We start from the raw sequence: 14738 nt of genomic DNA, 5'->3' as shown, positions 1-14738 counted from the left end.
CACTTTACTAATGAAAGAGGGTTTCTCATGACCGGTACTCAGGGCGATTATTCTACACCGATCGAACCCATTAACCTTACCCGCTCCAAAACGTCCAGCAAATCGATTTTCAATACGGCGATGACCACCATTGCTGGCTTTTTCACATTTCTGATTCTGGCTCCTCTCGCCGCTGTTCTTTTCGATGTTGCTCGACAAGGCTTACCGCGATTAAGGCCAGAAATTTTTACTGAATTGCCACCGCCACCAGGACTTAGTGATGGCGGATTCGGTCATGCTATTATTGGTACCCTGATGACGTTGGCGGTTGCAATTGCACTGAGCGCACCGATCGGTATTTTGGCAGCCATCTATTTATCTGAATTTGGCCGTGGTTCCAAAGTATCCTACTGGGTGCGGTTTTCGGCCAACGTGTTAACAGGAGTGCCTGCCATTTTAGCAGGACTATTTGCCTACAGTCTGGTTGTGGGAACAACAGGTTCTTTCTCCGCTTTTGCGGGTGGGGTGTCACTAGCCGTAATTATGCTACCGATCGTCATGCGAACGGCTGAGGAGGGGTTACTGTTAATTCCTCGTGAAGTGCGCCAAGCAGCAGTTGGACTAGGCGCAACCCGGTTTCAAACCGCCGTTGGTATTGTGTTACCGACGGCTCTACCGGCAATTGCTACCGCTGTCACCTTAGCGGTTGCTCGTGCAGCTGGCGAGGCAGCCCCATTGCTATTTACGGCATTAAACAACAACTTCTGGTCTACTGATTTATTTAGACCGATCGCCACTTTACCTGTTCTCATTTACTTCTTCTCGATCATTCCGTTTCGGGCGCAACAAGAATTAGCTTGGGCAGCGGCGCTAGTGTTACTTAGCATTGTGCTCATCATCAGCGTTATTGCTCGTCTCTTGGCACGGAAACAGGTATACTAGCGCAACTGGCAGTAGAAGTACTCGATAAACTAGACAGAACAGTGGTGTTCATGTGCTGATTGTATTGAACTGACTGTATCTATCAGCATTCATTCCCAAATTCACAGAAATTGAAAATTGTAGTCGATCGTTAGAGGTTTTATAATGCCATCTCCTTCTGCTGTAGATACTCAAACAGTTCTCAATGTTGAAAACGTTTCGGTGCATTACGGTTCTGTGTTAGCATTGCGCAACGTTTACCTTGATATCTTCAAAAATAAGATTACGGCGCTCATTGGCCCATCTGGTTGTGGCAAGAGTACATTGCTCCGGTGTTTTAATCGAATGAATGACTTGATTCCAGGAACACGTATCGAAGGACGCATTTTGTATCGCGGCACCGATCTATACGACAAATCGGTTGATCCGGTTGAAGTGCGTCGTCGCGTAGGCATGGTGTTTCAAAAACCAAATCCATTTCCCAAAACCATCTATGACAATGTAGCCTTTGGAGCACGACTTCAAGACCATCAAGGTAGCTTAGATGACTTGGTGGAAGAGTCGCTACGATCGGCCGCACTTTGGGAGGAAGTGAAAGATATCTTGCAACAAAGCGCTCTATCGCTATCTGGTGGACAACAGCAGCGGCTTTGTATTGCTCGCACGATCGCCATTAAGCCAGAGGTGATCTTGATGGATGAACCCTGCTCTGCCCTTGACCCCATTTCAACCTTACGGGTTGAGGAACTGATGCAACAATTAAAACAACACTACACGATCGTGATCGTGACACATAACATGCAGCAAGCATCGCGGGTTGCTGATATGACCGCTTTTTTCAATGCCGAAGAAGCAGAGGGCGGAAATCGATTTGGATATTTGGTGGAATACGATCAAACGGCTCGTATTTTTGAAGATCCTCAACAAGAAACCACCAAGAACTATGTCAGTGGACGTTTTGGATAGTATCTGGTTACTCGTTCCAAATTGGCAGTTGATTCGTTTGCTCAACCGTTAGTTCCACATAGGAGTTTCCAGTTTCAGCTTCCTCTAACCCAAAATAGCCCTCGTCCCCTTGATGGGTATGCGAGCCACTGCTGAGGACAGTATAACGGTCTTCTCGACGGGCACGATTGTAGGGAGACCCGATTGTCCAACGCCACCGCGATGGAAACACAATACCGCCGATGTTCTCAATCCAGTCTCGATCGCCCCGAAAGTGATAAACGTGTGTTGCTGCATCAAAGCCGTCATTGCCATTGAAGACGCCACCAAACGAAACAATCGTGATATTGGCGTTTAACCATCGTTGCAGGTACGGAGTTGCCCCCAGTGCCACTTGCGCGCCTCCGCTTTTTCCCATTAATACTAGTTGAATTGGCGTTTCGCTAGAAGCAGGAATGTCTTGCTGCGCTTCCATACGCTCTACAATCGTTAGAGCGATCGCAGGATTGTAAACCTGTCCGTAACGGTTATCAGCCGACAACGCCAGCCGCCAAACATTTCGAGTTTCGAGCAGAAATTGAGTAAAGTCCGACCAGCCATTGGACTGTTCGGTGACATTCCGCAAAAAATCAAACACTTGCTGTCCACTAACATCGGCGTTGGCTGCCGAGTAGGGAAACACATCCCGCACCGTCACGCACTGGGGTTGGTCTTGCTCTAAGCGATCGAGAAATTCGGTTTCGCCATCAGTCAATTCATCAGCGGACAGATCGCCCACTCCTGTCAAAAAAACGATATAGCAGGTTTTACCATTTCCTTCAGCCGGATTATCTTCCAGTAATGCTTCCAACTCACGACTGCGTTCTTCTAATTTTTTCTGCCCGCGATCGAGCCACCAAACCAGTGTGCCAACAGGGGCAAACGTTCCCCAAATTAGTACCAGAAAAAGCGTGAATAGTAAAACGATGAAACCACCGTTCCGCAACCCCGCTAGTAGCTTTCCTACCAGTGTAAACATTGAATTGAGCTAGACAAACACGTTATTCAGTTCTTAGTATCGGATAATACTGGAAATAGTCGTCCCGTTGGAGAATGATTTTTGCCTTGCCGACTTGGTCAAGCTTGGTGGCGTGCCCTAACGCTAGACACGGATTTCTATACAAAAACCACTAGAGCCAGGAGAACCCTGCGATCGGCGCAGATTGTGGTTGGTGTGGCGGCTCTGTCCCATACTGTTGGCAGTAGCATGATTTTGCTGACCTACAACACGTCGTTGGGGTTACAACTGCTGGCCTTTTTAATCAATGCAGCCAGTATTGTTGCCGGATATTATATCTGGACATTCACCATTTGGCAGTTTGGTGTGTGGCTGCAAGCATCAATTCCCCGCTACAAGCGTTTACTAAATCCGATTGGCTTTACCTATGCTCCGCAAGTGTTCAATATTTTTACGGTGGTGCCGCTGTTAGGACGACCAATCGAGCTTGGATTAGCCGTATGGAGCCTTATTGCCGCGATCGTGGCGTTGCAAAGCGGATGCAGCCTCAAACGAGGCAAGGCAATTAGCATCTGTACATTGGGCTGGGTTGTGGTGCAGGTAGCGATTGGCGTGGTTCAAATCGGGGTGCAAGGATTTTTATAACCCCGCTTGAATGACTTGATTAAATTTAACTGCTTGGATGTTGCTGAATTCAGGCATGATTGGCCCACCTTGTTCCCAATTGTCAGGGCGTTTCGCACAACCACCTGACGAGATCCATCCAATTAGCAACGCTTGACAATTAGCCTTGTTTTGACGCACCCACCCATGACTAGTCCAGAATGCGTTACCCTGTCTCTGATATGGGCCTGGCTGCATCGAGCTATGAATCTGACCGATCCCCCTCACCCTAGTCCGCCCCCATCAGGCGAGAGAACTCGTGCTCTGGCTCTCTTCTCCTGGAAGGAGAAGGGTTGGGGATAAGGGCAACTCCGACTTGCATTCAACAACGCCCTGATATGTTTGATGGCAATGCATTTGACGTCAAGTGATAGAAAAGACCATGAACAGACAGTTTATGTGGCAATTCACCCTCGGCTTGTTTCTGCTGGTGGGAATGGGAAGCCTGTACGGGGCAAATCAAGCGATCGCCCAAGTCGAAACTCAAGAAATTGAAGCTCAACCCACTGAAGCTCAATCGACAACAACGCTGACGGTTGAAGTAGCCAACTTGAGGAATCAAGAGGGGAATGTTTGCTTAAAGTTGTTTTCTAGTGGTGACGGCTTTCCCAATGACGATGACAGTGCTCTAGAACGCACCTGTGTCGCGATTGACCAGCCCATTGAGCCAACTGAGGCTGATGAACTCGCGATCGACGCTGCTTCTGAAAATACTGCACCCCTGTTCCGCTACACTTTTGAAAACCTTGCTGTGGGAAATTATGCCGTTGCCATCTACCACGATCGCAACCGCGATGAACGACTGAATCGAACTTTATTTGGCATTCCAGCCGAAGGATATGGGTTCTCCAACGATGCACCTGCCAATTTTGGTCCAGCCAAGTTTGACGATGCCGTGTTTGCTGTGGAGGAACCCAACCGCACAATTCAGATCCGAATGCGATATCCGTAACTAATGCATCACCATGCTCGATTGCCAAGATTCTGATAGGTTCTCATCCATTCCCTCGCCTGTCTGATGCCTGTCTGATTGTTGTTGTTTTTGACTATTAACGCATGTCTTCAATGACACTACCTCCTGTTCTGGAACAATCTTTTGCTCACTCCAACCCAGAAGCAATTTTCGTGGCACTGCTGCCTGCGGTGTGTGAAGTCTTGCAAACCGATCGTTGTTTTCTAGAGGTGCGAAATCCGCAGACGCGCTTGCATCGAAATATCTGTTGGCGACGATCGCCTGACCTACCGGATACTAGTACCGAAGGTTGGCAACCGGAACAAGAATGGGAACAAGAAGATCCGATGTTTGCGGCGGCCCTGCGAACAGCCCCTTCGATTTATGTAGAAGACGTAGAAACGGCTGCTCCCGAAGTTTTGAATCTAGAGTTTGAACGAAAATACTTTGGCCATCGGGCGCTGATTCACGCTCACATTTGTCATGAACAGCAGCTTTGGGGTATTTTGCAACCTTGCATGTTTGGGCAGCCGCGAGTTTGGAGTGAGTTCGATCGGGCGATTATCGAACAGCTTACCGACAAATTAGCGCCGATCGTTGTCCATTATGTGCGCACAACCAGCCCAAATTAATCGTTAGCCATTTTATAGTACTCCTCTCTCGCTGGGCTGATGCCGAAGGTCAGCGGACATAGTACTTTCGACGTAAATTGCTGTAAAGGTTGGCTGTGCTCTAATGGCTAGATTGCTGATCCGTTTCGTTCTGGCGCTGATTTTTGTCGTCATCGGCTTGTTTAACTACGCCACTAATGTCTCTGAAAACCCAGTAACAGGCGAGCGGCAACGGGTGCAACTGACGCCAGAGCAAGAAATTGTGCTGGGACAACAAGCTCGTGCTGAAATGGCAGCGCAGTTTGGCGGGCTTTATCCAGACGAAACAGTGCAAGACTACATCGATCGGGTGGGACAGATAGTGGTGCAAGACTCGATCGCGAGCGAATCACCCTATCCGTTTGAGTTTCATGTACTAAACGATCCACAAACAATCAATGCCTTTGCTCTACCCGGTGGCCAGATTTTTATCACAGTCGCGCTGCTTAGTCGTTTAACAACCGAAGCTCAATTAGCGGGAGTGTTAGGGCATGAGGTGGGGCATGTGGTGGCGCGGCACGGCTCCGAGCATTTGGCCCGACAGCAGCTTGGGCGGGCGTTGGTAAATGCGATTGTTATTGCCGCCAGCGATGATCCGAATAGTAGCCAGCAAGCCTCTATCCTTGCACAAGCTGTCAACCAGTTGGTCAATTTGCGCTATGGACGCGCCGACGAACTGGAAAGCGATCGGTTGGGGTTTCAGTTTATGACCGAAGCTGAGTACACGCCCATAGGCATCGTAGAACTGATGCAAATCCTCAACTCGGCTCAACAAGGCGGGCGACCACCTGAGTTTTTGAGTACTCATCCCAATCCTCGCAACCGAGTTGAACGGCTCGAGGCATTAATTGCAGAAACTTATCCCAATGGCGTTCCGCCAGAATTGCGCGAAGGTGAGTTGGAGTTTGCACAAGAAGTTCAGCCCCGCTTGCCCTAATCATTGCCGGCTGATGGTGTATCGCTTAGAACATAGGCTGAGGTGAAGGATGGATTTAACCACGCTGTATTGGATCTTAGTAGCTGTGATGGTGGTGGGGGCGATCGGGGAACTGATTCCAGGAATGCCAGGAGCCAGCTTAATTTTGGCAGCGATCGTCATCTGGTCTGCCGTTACACAATTTGCTGGGGTAACGTGGTCGATCATGATTGTGTTTGCCCTGTTGGTGTTGAGTGCCGCCGTCGAGTTTTTTGCCACCGCCTGGGGAGCACGTCGGTTTGGGGCTAGTCGCTGGGGGCAAATCGGTGCAATCGTAGGGTTGATTCTGGGAGTGGTTGGGCTATTGCCGGCCTTGCCGATTGGAGGGCCCATTATTGGTATCTTTATCGGCCCATTCCTTGGAGCCTTTGTCGGAGAATGGCTATTTAGGCAACAACAGCCGGATGAATCGAGAATCAATGCTGCACTGAAAGCCAGTATTGGCACGATTGTTGGTTCCTTCATCGGCAATCTCATCGACGGTATGTTAGCCGTGCTGGCCGTAATCCTGTTTGTGTATCTAACCTATCCGCTGGTTCCTCTTTTGTGATGTTCCTGAAATATCTCTATCTTTTGTAAGGTTTACATGTAATGATTAACACACTATCTTGATACCAAGACTCGGATCGATCTTTACTTTCTAACAGCATGGATTTTAGCCAAACCCTGACCCAACGAAGCGAAACTATTGTCGATCGCTGGATTGAAGCGGTTTGTCAGGATCATCGTATCGAGTCTACGCGGGAATTAACCTTCAAGTCCATTCGCGATAGTTTGCCGAGTGTTCTGACGGCCCTCTCAACCGTATTGTCCGATCGGGAAACCAGTGATTTGCAAACCTTGGTGCAAGCTAGCCTCAAGCATGGACAGATTCGAGCCGAGCAAGGATTCGAGCCATCCGAAATTGCTGAAGAATATCGCTTATTGCGGTTTGTTATTTTTTCGGTGTTAGAGGATGAGTTATTGAAGGCGACCCCAACAGAAATGCTGCGAGCGGTTCGGCTTATTGACACCGTGATTGATGAGGCGATCGCCCGCTGTTTTGAAAGCTATACTCAGGGTCGCATTCAGGAACTTGAACAACTGCAAAGTCAACTACGCTTGACGAATCAAGAGCTAACTCGGTTAGTACGAGCCAGCAAAGATAACCTTTCTCAACTCGCTCACGAATTGAAAACCCCCCTAACTTCTATCATTGGCTATGCCGACTTGTTTCTGCGCCAACAACGTCAACAGTCCGATCTGCAAGTGCGATCGCCCAATCTGGAAAGCATTGAACGGGTTTTGATGAGCGGTCGTCTGCTGTTGCGGTTAATTAATGACACCCTAGAAATGTCTCGTTGTGGTACTGGAACGATGAAGTTACAGCTTGCTGAAACCAACGTGCGCGAGTTGATCCAACTGACGGTAGATATGATAGAACCATTGGCACGCTCCAAAAACCTAACATTAATTGTGGATTGCGATCGTTCGCCAGATTATATCTTCACGGATTCTCTAAGGCTTCAACAAATTCTTACTAACCTTCTTGGCAATGCAATTCGTTATAGTAATGCCGGTACAGTTCGCTTAACATGTCAAACGGTGTCGCCAAATCAATGGTCTATTTCTATTGGTGATGATGGCATCGGGATTCCTCTGGAAGAGCAAACCACCATCTTTGAACCCTACATTCGTACCGAAGCAGCACAGTCACAAACAGCAGATGGAACGGGATTGGGGCTGGCGATCACCTCACGATTGGTAGCACTGATGCAAGGGCAGATTGAAGTCCAGTCTCAACCTGGACAGGGTAGTACCTTCACCGTCACCCTACCAATTGACCTTTCCGCCATCGTGAATTTAAACTAAGCAAGGTTTTTGCAATCCTTAAGCTGTCGTCGTTACTTCTCTAAAGATTTCAATAATTGAATTGGACGCGCTGCCTGTACTGCTGGAAGAAGATTAGGGTGATGAATGAACATATAGTGTTCATACTCGAACCAATGCATTTCACCTTTCTCCTGATTGCAAGCTCGACAAATCACCCAAAAGTTTTTGAAGTCCATCGATAGCCACGGATACTGCGATCGAGGGAGTTTATGGTCAATAGTTCTGCCACCACATTCAGAGAATTTGTCTCCACAAATTGGGCAATACAAATCTGAATGCTCTTTGGCCCAGTCCTTGCTTTCCTGAGTCGTTCCACACTCGCTATCACCATTGATGTATCGCCAATGGTCAAATTTCTTATAATCTTCAAAGTCTTGGCGAGTCAGCTTATGGTATCGCTTTTTGCCCGTTTCGTCTGCGAGTTGAAACAATTCCTCAAGATTTTTATTCTCAAGCTCCACGATATGCCTCACTAAAGTTTTGCGGTGCGATAGGTTTTTTGATTACGTTTTTTTGGGGATTTCTTGGCTGTTGGTTGGCTAAAGTCAATCACTTCGATCGTCGTATCGGGGAATTGGCGATCAATCAGTTCGCCAATCTCAGAAACTTCTTTCGCTAGCTGTTGGTTAAAGTTTGTGATGTCTTCTGGTTCAAGATATTTATTGCCAATGCGATCGGCCTCTAAAAATAATTCCTCGAGGCTCATGTCTTTGAGCGGAGATGCCTCTAAAAACTCCTCAATCTTTTCGTAAAGTTGAATGACATGATTCCAGCCAACGTTCTTATAACCATTGGTCTTTAGCCATTGCTGTTCATCTTTTTCCAGTTTACGGCGATTTTCTGAGTTAGCGCGTTGTACTTGCGCATAACTCATGCCATTGAAAGTACGTTTCTGACGTGCCATTGGCCGAGTTCCTTAGCCTAAAGTCCATCTAAATAATCGGATCAACGCTTTACGAATTTCGTTATCTTCATGCTCCAGCAGCATTTTTGTATCTCTGGCTAACTGGAGCCTAATTTGATCAACAATATTCTTCAGATTTTTGTTGTCTTGCTTCAACTGGGTATTGGCCACCATCAGTTCATCATTGCGAGTGGTCAAGGTTTGCACTTGAGAACCTAGAAACTGATTTTTAGAGGATAAATCTTGGATTTTGGTTTCTAGTTTGTGGTTCTCCTCTTCCAACATTCTCTTTTTAGTTTCAAGCTCTGTCTTAGCTGCTTCGATCGACGCGATTGATTGTTCTAACCGTTCATATTCTTGCTGTAGCTCGGCATGTTTACGTTCTGCTCGCCCACGTTCCCTACCAATGTTGGCGTTATTACGACCTAATTCAGCATTTTTATCTGCAAAAGACTGCACCAGCTTTGCCACACTCGCTTCACGATGCAGAAGAGCCAGCAGCCGTTCACACTCTGCTTTGTTAAGAGATTCACTAATATTTTTGTTAATGCGAAATTCTTCTTTTAAAGTATTTCGGAGTTCATCCTTGGGTGTCATTGCTATTATCCTTCAGTCGCCTTCCCTCAGTACAAATCCAACCACAAACCCGACATCCCAAGCAGATCCAGCAAAACGATCGCCCTGATCACCCTCTATGGGACGGCATCATTTTTTAATCTACGCTCATTTTTCCCAGCCTACCGGCAAAGAGTAGAATTTCTATACTTTCTTCATCAAATCTGAAGTCAATTGAACTATGTCCGCGACAGAACCTAAACAATAAGCCCATGGATTATCGGTGGGAAGGCATATTTCGCCACAATTCCCCATCACCGATTCCCCATGAGCTGTGAAAATCTGAATTTATATTGAACTAACCAACCAATTGTTTCACTTTATTCATGATACCGACAGGATCAAGTCCCTGATGTGGATATTGCTCCCACAAGCCGCCACAGCCTTCTTCATGAGTGCCCAGATAAGCAAACTTGGGCGCATAGCCGCGCTCTAGCAGCCACGAGCCAAAACGACTGCCCAATCCAGTTTTGCGGTTGAAGCATTCAACTGTCAGCACAAACGGTGCATTGCCCAGTTTTGCCATCATGTCTTCATCGACAACATTCAGCGTTGGCTTGTTGATTAGCCCCACATCCAGACCGTCTTGCTTCAAGCGCTCTACCGCATCGAGGGCGCGATACAAAGCATCGCCAAAGCTGACGATATAACCAGCCGTGCCTTCACGAATCACTTCATCTTTGCCCGGCACAAATTTGTAGTCGCCACCAAAAAGCTCATTGCCATCGCTGTCTAAGACGATCGGTGTTTTGGAGCGAGTCGAGAAGATGAATCGCAGACCCGGATCAAAGAAAACTGCTTCCACACAAGCCTTCATCTGGTTGGCATCGGCAGGGAAATAGAGCTTGGTGTCATAGCCATCATCTAAGCCATTATCGGCAAAGAAATTGTTTAAACCAAAGTGGCAGGTATTGTCTGCCATATCGTCAATGCCAGAGTGGGAAAAGTGACAGAGCAGATTGGAGTAGTTGAGCCGCGCCATGGTGATTTCGGAAATGCACATTTCCAAGAAAGCGGCAAAGGTAGCAAAAATCCCCTGTTTACCCTCTTCCATGCCAAATCCGGCCGCGGCTGACAGGTTACCCCGTTCCATAATGCCCGAAGGAATGAACACTTCCGGGTGAGCATCATGAATTTTTTTCAGACCACAAGACCCCTCCAAGTCACTATCGATTACCATCACCTTGGCTTTGCGATCGGCTTCGCTCATCTTATCTAATACGCTGTTGACAGCATCGCCGAACACATTGCGATTAGAGTCCCACTTTTCACCAATGCCCAAAAACGTGTAGGTATTTTTTGGCTTCTCTATCTGGTTAAAGTAATCTACCGCTGCGGTGTGACCGCGCTTTTCCAGGTATTGCAACGCCAGCTTCACGGAAATTACGTCATGTCCGTGGTTCGAACCTTCCAACCCTTCGATGCCAGGGCACATCGGGCGCTTATTGATCACCGCAACTGGTCCGGGCGTATTGATGGCTTCACAGATGCGGGCATAGAGTCCGTCTAAATCTTCGCCATCGCCTTCTAGCACTTTCAGTCCGTGTCCTTCCAGGGTTTGCCGAACGCTGAACCCAGGGAGATATTTAGACGGATGGCCGGCGATCGTCACATCATTATCATCGATCAACAGCTTGACATTCAGGTGTTGCGCCACGGCCAAGCGGGCTGCTTCTGCATCGTTACCTTCCTGCTGTGACCCATCGGAACCGAGGCAAAATACCGCCTTACCAGGATGCGCTAACGCCACACCATTCACATAGGGCCACATATGCCCCAACCGACCAGAACTAAACTCAACACCGGGCGTTAATTTTAATTCCGGGTGCCCCGGTAGTTTGGAATCCGCTTCTCGGTAGCGCATTAGTTGTTCAGCAGGCATATGTCCGCGCAACACCGACATGAGATATTGGGTCGCAACTCGATGTCCAGCTTCATCAAAGAAAATTGGCACGAACTGATCTGGCTGTCCCCGGAAGAAAGCATCTAGAATCATGACCTCTGGAACTGTGTCATAGGGGCCGCCTGTATGTCCACCAACGCCCCGTGCGGCTCCAGTGGCCGTGAAAAATACGATCGCATCGCGGCAGAGTTGAATATTGGCTTTCAGAGTTTCCCGTTGCTCATCCGTCAAGGTAGACTGACTGGGATCTAGGGTTAGCGGTTTGTAAGCACCCAGATCGATCGGAAACGTAGCGGTCGCAATGGTCATGACTGAATTTTCCTAAACGAGGTGGCTAACAGTTTATGCGGCTGATACAGCAGCGATAATTTCTGCGATCGAGAAATTATCTCAAACGAACAGTGCAAATATTCATTTCATGGTACACGCACAGCGGCCCCCACGGGTGTGTTGCTAACGGCATGAGGGACGAAGCAGGATAAGGAATGGGGGAATCAGGAGGCAAATACTTGAATATATTGATCGCCTCGATCGCCTCGATCGCCGTTTTGCTCTGTAGCCTGTAAAGTAGCGTATAAAATCAACCAGTCCTAAGAAACCTCCTCTCCAACCAAACTGTGGGGCAACTCACTTATTGTTCGTCTGAGAACGCCGATTTCGAGCCAATTCTAAAATCTGCCCTGCGATAGGAGGTAAAGGGCTGGAAAACTTGATAAATTCATGGCAATTTTGCCTCTTTGTGATTCCATGAACGCTTCTTCTCATCCCTCAGTTTTTTCTCAGCGAGTTAGTGGTATATTGCTGCATCCGACGTCGTTTCCGGGCCGCTTTGGTATTGGCGATCTGCGATCGGAAGCCTATCGATTCATTGATTTCCTGGCAGACAGCGATCAACATCTGTGGCAAATTTTGCCCCTAGGGCCAACTAGCTTTGGTAACTCACCCTATATGAGTTATTCGGCAATGGCCGGCAATCCACTGTTGATTAGCCTTGATCTCTTGCACGGAGAGGGATTGCTCAGCGACGCGGATTTAGCTCACATTCCAGACTTTCCCCTCGATCACGTTGATTTTGATCGAGTAGCAGCTACTAAGTTTCCTCTATTGCAACAGGCTTGCCGTAATTTTGCCACCAGCGCCAGCGCAGAACGACGCGATGCCTTTCAGCAATTTCAGCAAGAGAAAGCAGATTGGCTGGAAGATTATGCACTGTTTATGGCACTGAAGCGGAAATTTAATGGACAAAGTTGGCATACTTGGGAACCGGGGTTAGCGAAGCGCGATAAAGCAACTTTGCAACAATTTCGATCGGAACTAGCCGAGGAAATTTTCTTTGAAGAGTTCTTGCAGTTTGAGTTCTTCCGACAGTGGAGTGACCTAAAACACTACGCTAACTCTAAGGGAATTCAAATCATTGGGGATATTCCTATTTATGTGGCACATGACAGTGCGGATGTGTGGGCAAATCCTGATAATTTCTGCTTAGATTCGGAAACAGGCGAACCTGCCCTGATGGCTGGCACGCCACCCGATTACTTTAGCGAAACTGGGCAATTGTGGGGCAATCCAGTTTACAACTGGGACTATTTGCAACAGTCAGATTTTCAGTGGTGGATTCAGCGGTTTGAAGCCATGCTGGATTATGTAGACTTGATTCGTATCGATCACTTTATTGGTTTTGAATCGTTTTGGGCAATTCCTCAAGGTGAAACCAATGCAGTAAACGGCAGTTGGATTAAAGCACCCGGTAAACAGTTCTTTGAAGTCTTGAAGCAAAAGTTGGGGTCGCTGCCCATCTTAGCTGAAGATTTGGGGACAGTGACTCCTGAAGTAGAAGCTCTGCGCGATCACTTTGAATTTCCTGGCATGAAAGTGTTGCACTTTGCGTTTGGTGGTGATGCTCGCAACCCTTACCTGCCCTTTAACTATGACAAGCGCAATTGCGTAGTTTACACGGGAACCCACGATAACAACACCACGGTAGCTTGGTACGAAACCCTGCCCGATCACGAACGCGATCGGCTACTAGATTATCTGGGTTGCATTAGTTCCGATGGCATTCATTGGGATATGATTCGCCTAGCGTTTGGGTCGATTGCCAATTTAGCTATTATTCCGCTGCAAGATATTTTAGGTTTGGGAAGTAATGCTCGCATGAATTTTCCGGGGCGGTTGGAAGGAAACTGGGGTTGGCGTTACCGATCGGAAGCGTTGAATGACGAAACGTGTGGTCGGTTGAAGCACATTACCCAGGTATTTGGTCGATCGCGCCCTCGGTCTGAGGCAGAGCCAGAATCGGACTGAAGCAGCGCCAGAATAAGCTGACCTTGTCTAGCAGGATAGTTTGAATTAGATACTGTTTAAGGGCTTGTATAGTTTGAGAGCGTCGCAGGGCGTTCTCTAAACCTGATTGCCCTTGGCGATTGTGTCCGAAGGGGGTGCTACTCAATCAACAGTAGGAATTTGAACCATTCGGTTTTATCGAAGCTTAAAGAGGACTATGGCTGGCTTTTCGCATTTGGACGAGTGCGCATTAATAAACCGTAGTTGGGGCTAAGTAGCAGCGCTAGAAAAAACAATCCCGAGACTACCATGACGATCGCCGGACCCGATGGCACATTGGTATAGTAGCTGAAATACATCCCACTGATGCTGGAAACCACGCCAATACCCGCTCCCAGCAGCATAACTTGATGCAAACGCGGAACCAACAGGTAGGCCGCCGCCGCAGGAGTGATCAGCAATGCCAGAACCAAAATCACACCGACCGCTTTCATGCTAGCTACTACCGTCAGCGCTACTAAAATCATTAGCCCAGCATTAAACCAACTCACGGGTAAGCCAGCCGCCTGTGCTCCCAGTGGATCGAAACAAAAGAACAGCAATTCCTTATAGAACAAAGCGACGGCTGCCAATACTAAGACGGCGATGATAGCTGTATCACGCACTTCCGTCAGCGTGACGCCTAAAATATTGCCAAACAGGAAATGATTTAAGTCGATTTTGTTGGTTTTTTGAACAATCGTAATCAGAATGATGCCTAGCGAGAAGAAAGCCGAAAACACAATGCCCATGGCAGCATCTTCCTTAATGGGCGATCGGGTATGAATCCAGCCAATCAGCACGGCGCTGATCACTCCTGCTACAAACGCACCCAGATAAATATTGACGCCCAAAATAAAGGCGATTGCCAAACCCGGCAGCAACGAATGGCTAATTGCATCGCCCAGCAGCGCCAATCGTCGCACCAGTAGATAACTGCCAATCACCGAGCAAATCATCCCCACAATCACGGCAATCAGCAGCGATCGTTGCATAAAACCATATTGCAACGGCTCAATCAGTAACTCCATACCCTACT

At 47.9% G+C, this 14738-nt stretch carries 15 protein-coding genes; 9 read left to right on the top strand and 6 right to left on the bottom strand.

Annotated elements, in window-relative coordinates; all coding sequences use genetic code 11:
* The first annotated feature begins 27 nt into the window (after positions 1-27).
* Both pstA and pstB read left to right on the top strand, forming a co-directional pair.
* On the top strand, positions 28-921 hold the full coding sequence (pstA, locus tag OXH18_RS20910) for a phosphate ABC transporter permease PstA (RefSeq protein WP_268609399.1): 894 nt from the start codon (positions 28-30) through the stop codon (positions 919-921).
* A 144-nt stretch (positions 922-1065) separates the two neighbouring features.
* Positions 1066-1866, top strand: a complete 801-nt coding sequence (gene pstB, locus OXH18_RS20905; RefSeq protein ID WP_268609398.1) for a phosphate ABC transporter ATP-binding protein PstB — start codon at positions 1066-1068, stop codon at positions 1864-1866.
* 7 nt (positions 1867-1873) lie between these two features.
* Here the strand turns inward: pstB and OXH18_RS20900 are convergent, their stop codons facing one another.
* Positions 1874-2863, bottom strand: coding sequence for a hypothetical protein (locus tag OXH18_RS20900; protein ID WP_268609397.1), 990 nt, complete (start codon positions 2861-2863; stop codon positions 1874-1876).
* A gap of 81 nt (positions 2864-2944) precedes the next feature.
* Here OXH18_RS20900 and OXH18_RS20895 point away from each other — a divergent pair, with 81 nt between their 5' ends.
* From OXH18_RS20895 to OXH18_RS20870, 6 genes are all read left to right on the top strand, one after another.
* Positions 2945-3487 (top strand): hypothetical protein, encoded by a 543-nt coding sequence (locus OXH18_RS20895; RefSeq protein ID WP_268609396.1) that lies wholly within the window; start codon positions 2945-2947, stop codon positions 3485-3487.
* A 400-nt stretch (positions 3488-3887) separates the two neighbouring features.
* Complete coding sequence (locus OXH18_RS20890) at positions 3888-4457, top strand: DUF2141 domain-containing protein (RefSeq protein WP_268609395.1); 570 nt, start codon at positions 3888-3890, stop codon at positions 4455-4457.
* Between the two features lie 104 nt (positions 4458-4561).
* Positions 4562-5089, top strand: a complete 528-nt coding sequence (locus tag OXH18_RS20885) for a GAF domain-containing protein (RefSeq protein WP_315874613.1) — start codon at positions 4562-4564, stop codon at positions 5087-5089.
* Positions 5090-5192: 103 nt separating this feature from the next.
* Positions 5193-6044 carry a M48 family metallopeptidase gene (locus OXH18_RS20880; RefSeq protein WP_268609393.1) on the top strand — a complete coding sequence of 284 codons (852 nt, stop codon included), beginning with the start codon at positions 5193-5195 and terminating at the stop codon, positions 6042-6044.
* A 49-nt stretch (positions 6045-6093) separates the two neighbouring features.
* Positions 6094-6633, top strand: coding sequence for a DUF456 domain-containing protein (locus OXH18_RS20875; protein ID WP_268609392.1), 540 nt, complete (start codon positions 6094-6096; stop codon positions 6631-6633).
* 98 nt (positions 6634-6731) lie between these two features.
* Positions 6732-7934 (top strand): sensor histidine kinase, encoded by a 1203-nt coding sequence (locus OXH18_RS20870; protein WP_268609391.1) that lies wholly within the window; start codon positions 6732-6734, stop codon positions 7932-7934.
* A 32-nt stretch (positions 7935-7966) separates the two neighbouring features.
* Here the strand turns inward: OXH18_RS20870 and OXH18_RS20865 are convergent, their stop codons facing one another.
* The 4 genes from OXH18_RS20865 to OXH18_RS20850 all read right to left on the bottom strand — a co-directional run bounded on the left by OXH18_RS20865 (position 7967) and on the right by OXH18_RS20850 (position 11686).
* Positions 7967-8416 (bottom strand): HNH endonuclease, encoded by a 450-nt coding sequence (locus OXH18_RS20865; RefSeq protein WP_268609390.1) that lies wholly within the window; start codon positions 8414-8416, stop codon positions 7967-7969.
* An 11-nt stretch (positions 8417-8427) separates the two neighbouring features.
* Complete coding sequence (locus tag OXH18_RS20860; RefSeq protein ID WP_268609389.1) at positions 8428-8859, bottom strand: hypothetical protein; 432 nt, start codon at positions 8857-8859, stop codon at positions 8428-8430.
* 12 nt (positions 8860-8871) lie between these two features.
* Positions 8872-9456, bottom strand: a complete 585-nt coding sequence (locus OXH18_RS20855) for a hypothetical protein (RefSeq protein ID WP_268609388.1) — start codon at positions 9454-9456, stop codon at positions 8872-8874.
* Positions 9457-9772: 316 nt separating this feature from the next.
* Entirely contained in the window at positions 9773-11686 is a 1914-nt protein-coding gene (locus OXH18_RS20850; RefSeq protein WP_268609387.1) for a transketolase C-terminal domain-containing protein, read from the bottom strand.
* A 438-nt stretch (positions 11687-12124) separates the two neighbouring features.
* Here OXH18_RS20850 and malQ point away from each other — a divergent pair, with 438 nt between their 5' ends.
* On the top strand, positions 12125-13681 hold the full coding sequence (malQ, locus tag OXH18_RS20845; protein ID WP_268609386.1) for a 4-alpha-glucanotransferase: 1557 nt from the start codon (positions 12125-12127) through the stop codon (positions 13679-13681).
* 194 nt (positions 13682-13875) lie between these two features.
* Here the strand turns inward: malQ and OXH18_RS20840 are convergent, their stop codons facing one another.
* Positions 13876-14730, bottom strand: coding sequence for a metal ABC transporter permease (locus OXH18_RS20840; protein WP_268609385.1), 855 nt, complete (start codon positions 14728-14730; stop codon positions 13876-13878).
* Positions 14731-14738 lie beyond the last annotated feature (8 nt).

Origin of the sequence: Thermocoleostomius sinensis A174, from assembly GCF_026802175.1 — a bacterium.
GTDB classification, from domain to species: Bacteria; Cyanobacteriota; Cyanobacteriia; order Elainellales; family Elainellaceae; genus Thermocoleostomius; species Thermocoleostomius sinensis.
The sequence above is the reverse complement of the archived record's forward strand: the minus strand, read 5'-3'. Positions and strand labels throughout refer to the sequence as shown.

Excerpts from the sequence above, each read along its gene's own strand:
- pstA (WP_268609399.1), top strand. The coding sequence starts at position 28 with ATGACCGGTACTCAGGGCGATTATTCTACACCGATCGAACCCATTAAC.
- pstB (WP_268609398.1), top strand. The coding sequence starts at position 1,066 with ATGCCATCTCCTTCTGCTGTAGATACTCAAACAGTTCTCAATGTTGAA.
- OXH18_RS20900 (WP_268609397.1), bottom strand. The coding sequence starts at position 2,863 with ATGTTTACACTGGTAGGAAAGCTACTAGCGGGGTTGCGGAACGGTGGT.
- OXH18_RS20890 (WP_268609395.1), top strand. The coding sequence starts at position 3,888 with ATGAACAGACAGTTTATGTGGCAATTCACCCTCGGCTTGTTTCTGCTG.
- OXH18_RS20885 (WP_315874613.1), top strand. The coding sequence starts at position 4,562 with ATGTCTTCAATGACACTACCTCCTGTTCTGGAACAATCTTTTGCTCAC.
- OXH18_RS20880 (WP_268609393.1), top strand. The coding sequence starts at position 5,193 with ATGGCTAGATTGCTGATCCGTTTCGTTCTGGCGCTGATTTTTGTCGTC.
- OXH18_RS20875 (WP_268609392.1), top strand. The coding sequence starts at position 6,094 with ATGGATTTAACCACGCTGTATTGGATCTTAGTAGCTGTGATGGTGGTG.
- OXH18_RS20870 (WP_268609391.1), top strand. The coding sequence starts at position 6,732 with ATGGATTTTAGCCAAACCCTGACCCAACGAAGCGAAACTATTGTCGAT.
- OXH18_RS20860 (WP_268609389.1), bottom strand. The coding sequence starts at position 8,859 with ATGGCACGTCAGAAACGTACTTTCAATGGCATGAGTTATGCGCAAGTA.
- OXH18_RS20855 (WP_268609388.1), bottom strand. The coding sequence starts at position 9,456 with ATGACACCCAAGGATGAACTCCGAAATACTTTAAAAGAAGAATTTCGC.
- OXH18_RS20850 (WP_268609387.1), bottom strand. The coding sequence starts at position 11,686 with ATGACCATTGCGACCGCTACGTTTCCGATCGATCTGGGTGCTTACAAA.
- malQ (WP_268609386.1), top strand. The coding sequence starts at position 12,125 with ATGAACGCTTCTTCTCATCCCTCAGTTTTTTCTCAGCGAGTTAGTGGT.
- OXH18_RS20840 (WP_268609385.1), bottom strand. The coding sequence starts at position 14,730 with ATGGAGTTACTGATTGAGCCGTTGCAATATGGTTTTATGCAACGATCG.